Origin of the sequence: Asaia sp. SF2.1, assembly GCF_000505765.1 — a bacterium.
In the GTDB taxonomy this organism is placed as follows: domain Bacteria; phylum Pseudomonadota; class Alphaproteobacteria; order Acetobacterales; family Acetobacteraceae; genus Asaia; species Asaia bogorensis.
Window position 1 is genome coordinate 122 of record NZ_AYXS01000006.1, and the last position, 3,215, is coordinate 3,336.

The window sequence follows — 3,215 nt, forward strand, 5'->3', positions numbered from 1 at the left end:
TTCACGCTTCTCGATCCCGACTAGAAAAGCTTGTGGCAGCGGCCCAACGACAACTTACCCGTTATCGCATACGCAAGTCTGTTCTACTTGTTGCTCTCGAGGTAACTTTCCAATTCTCTCGTGGCAATTTTCTGCGCATCGCCCCTGCTTCTGATAATATAATAAAATGGAAGTAGGTAAATGGCGGGATACAGCCTTTCTCTCACATTGTCGATCTTATCACTCTAACCGATCATGAGCTCAACGTAGCGATCATCTTTAATGTAATGTATTACCTTACACGCATGGAGATCGAGAGTATCAACCACAAAGGCCTCCGACGCTTTTTTGAGACGGGGAATGCCAAAGGGCTGGTCGGCGACGTAAGCCGATTACGAGAGATGCTCGCTTTCATCGACGTTGCAGGTTCACTAGAGAAGTTCACGGTGCCTCCAATTTATGGCCTGCATCCTTCGGTAGGAGAGCGGGCAGGCACCTAGTCCATGACCGTCATTAAGAACTGGCGCCTTACTTTTCGTCTTAATGAGCGGGAGCTGCTCTGCGATATGGCTTTGGAGGACTACCATGGCGCTTAAAATGCATAGCTCGATAGCAGTCCACGTCGGAGACTGGATCAAAACCGAGCTTTTTGAGCCCCAGAATATCAGGATCAACACTGTCGCCGAGCATCTGGGCGTCTCCCGCCAGGCGATTAGCGCCATTTTGAATGGAAGATGTGGGCTAACTGCGGAGATGGCAAGCCGCTTCGAGAAAGTCTTTGACATACGATCCGAAACGCTGATGCGTATGCAGAGCACCTTCGACCTCGCCCAAGCCAGAACGCATACGAGAAATCTGTGCATTCAGCATTTCTGTCTTCCGAACCGGTCTGATACAGAACAATGAGAGCGCCCTCTTGAAGGCCGTTCTGTATTTCTAGTCAGCCGTCGCCCTTGGAAAGATCAACCCGGCATTAAAGCAGTCCGCTCAATGCTGGCAAACTTCGCGTTGGAGTTATAAATCCCCTCAACCCTTAGGTTTAGTATGACCAATGAGGAAAGCTCGAAACTGTCTCCTACTAAGCGTGTTTTCGCTTACCCCAATACTCGCTTGGGCACATCCAGCGCACTGGGCTCTTTTTGACCCTCAACGCCAGTTCAACCAGTCGTATGGTCCTGTGTGTACCGATCAAAAAAGAGCTCTATCGCTGCAATCGAAGACAGCCAAGGATGATCAATACGGTGCAATCGAGGCTTCCTTCCCATTACATGGTATCCAAGCCCGAGCAATCCGCCTGAGTGCGAGCCTCACAACCGATACCGAGCATGGAAAGGCAGCTCTATGGCTGTCCGTCCACGAAGGCAATAGACAGATTTTTTTCAGAAGAGCACAGGTCGTAGGCCCCATAAGCAACAAGCCTGTGGAGATTGCTTTAGTGATTCCATCAGCAGCGACGATGCTGTCTTACGGTATTACTCTGGAGGGCACCGGGGAAGTCCATGCCTGTGAGTTCAGATTGGACAGCGCGACCTTCTCGGCACATATGACAGACACATCCATGCCATTAAAAACAATGATCGCAGCGATTAACGCGATACACGGTGCTGCGCTAAACAGCGAACTGATCGACTGGATGGAACAGACAAACGCGTTGCGGCAGGTCGCTGTAATGGGCTCGTCTACAGACGTCTACGCCGAGATCAGACGACTTCTAGGAGATCTTCGCGACGGACACAGCTTTGTGTTTGAGCCTTCACAAAAAAGAGCGCGAGAGGATCACGAAGTTGAAGTGCCAGCCTTGGAGGAAGTCAGTCCGCGAATAGGGATAATCAAAATGCCTGGTTTGGTAACGGCTTCCTCGTTGGCGCAGCAGGCTTATGCAAGAGCTGGGAACGTTGCTTTTGCTCGGGTTCCAACAGCCTCGGGATGGATAGTCGATCTCCGCCAGGACCACGGGGGTAACATGTGGCCGATGCTCCAAGCCCTGTATCCCCTATTTGGTAAAGACACGTTGGGATACTTTGAGGACCGAACAGGTCGGCGCTCGGAGGCATGGCGAGCGGTAGACCGTAAACCTCTCACAGACACTGCATCCGGACCGGATCTATCGCAAATCCCAGTGGCCGTACTCGTCGGTCACGGGACGGCCAGTGCAGGGGAGGCCGTGGCAATCGCATTCAAGGGACGCCCACACACTCGTCTTTTTGGACAGGCAACCTACGGTCAGACAAATGCTAATCGCACCTTTATGCTTCCTGACGGGGGCATGCTGCTTGTGGCTAGCAGCTTTGAGCTTGATCGGCATGGAACGCGCTACAGGGGGCCCCTTCAACCTGATATTCTCACGGCCGATCCGAGAGCGTTTCCAACGGTCGCGATAGATTGGTTACAAGCTGAAAGCCAGAACGCGGGAAAATAGGGCTGGTTAGGTCTCGAGATGATCTGCAGTTGCAACAAGAGGTGGTCCCGGTTTTTCGCACAGGGGCATAAGCTATAGACCGGCCTGAGAGAGGACGGGTTCATGGGTAAGGCTACGCGGAAACGGTATTCGTGTGAGTTCAAGTCTCGTGTCGTGCTGGAGGCGATCCGGGGCAAGCAGACGCCGGCAGGACTAGCGTCGAAGCACGGTGTGCATCAGACGATGATTGCCCAGTGGAAGCGCCAGGCGATTGAGAGCATGTCGGCGACCTTCTCCTGCAAGCAGGCACATGAGGCGACAATCAGCCCGGCTGACGTGGAGAAACTCCACGCGAAAATTGGTCAGTTGTTGGTGGAACGGGATTTTTTACGGGATGCCTCTGTGCGGTTGGGCTTGCTCAGAGGCGACAAATGATTGATTTGAAGCGGCCTCGGCTTTCCGTGGTGCGGCAGTGCACGCTTCTGCAGCTGAACCGGTCTGGCGCACCGGAGATCTTCAACACGGATCAGGGCTCGCAATTCACGACGCCCCGGTTTACGGAAGCACTGGAGAAACGCCCGATCAGCATCAGCCTGGACGGGCGCGGCCGGTGGCTCGACAACGTCTTTATCGAGCGCCTTTGGCGGTCGCTCAAATACGAATGCGTTTACCTGCATGCGTTTGAGACCGGATCGGAACTGCGGACAGGCCTTGCGGCATGGATCGGCCATTACAACGGGAAGCGGCCGCATTCGGCGCTGGCTGGACGAACGCCTGACGAAGAGTATCAAGACACGCCGACGCCATTAGGTCCGGGGTTAACCCCGGACCTAATGGC

At 53.8% G+C, this 3,215-nt stretch carries 2 protein-coding genes and 1 pseudogene; all 3 read left to right on the plus strand.

The features are described 5' to 3' along the window. The first annotated feature begins 564 nt into the window (after window positions 1–564). Window positions 565–885: a HigA family addiction module antitoxin gene (locus P792_RS24595; RefSeq protein ID WP_023977947.1), complete on the plus strand. Its 321-nt coding sequence runs from the start codon at window positions 565–567 to the stop codon at window positions 883–885. A 763-nt stretch (window positions 886–1,648) separates the two neighbouring features. Continuing rightward, window positions 1,649–2,398, plus strand: a complete 750-nt coding sequence (locus P792_RS39610; protein ID WP_369794203.1) for a S41 family peptidase — start codon at window positions 1,649–1,651, stop codon at window positions 2,396–2,398. A gap of 102 nt (window positions 2,399–2,500) precedes the next feature. Then, a pseudogene (locus P792_RS39615) lies at window positions 2,501–3,215 on the plus strand (integrase core domain-containing protein); the annotation flags it as partial.

Excerpts from the sequence above, each read along its gene's own strand:
- P792_RS24595 (WP_023977947.1), top strand. The coding sequence starts at position 565 with ATGGCGCTTAAAATGCATAGCTCGATAGCAGTCCACGTCGGAGACTGG.
- P792_RS39610 (WP_369794203.1), top strand. The coding sequence starts at position 1,649 with ATGGGCTCGTCTACAGACGTCTACGCCGAGATCAGACGACTTCTAGGA.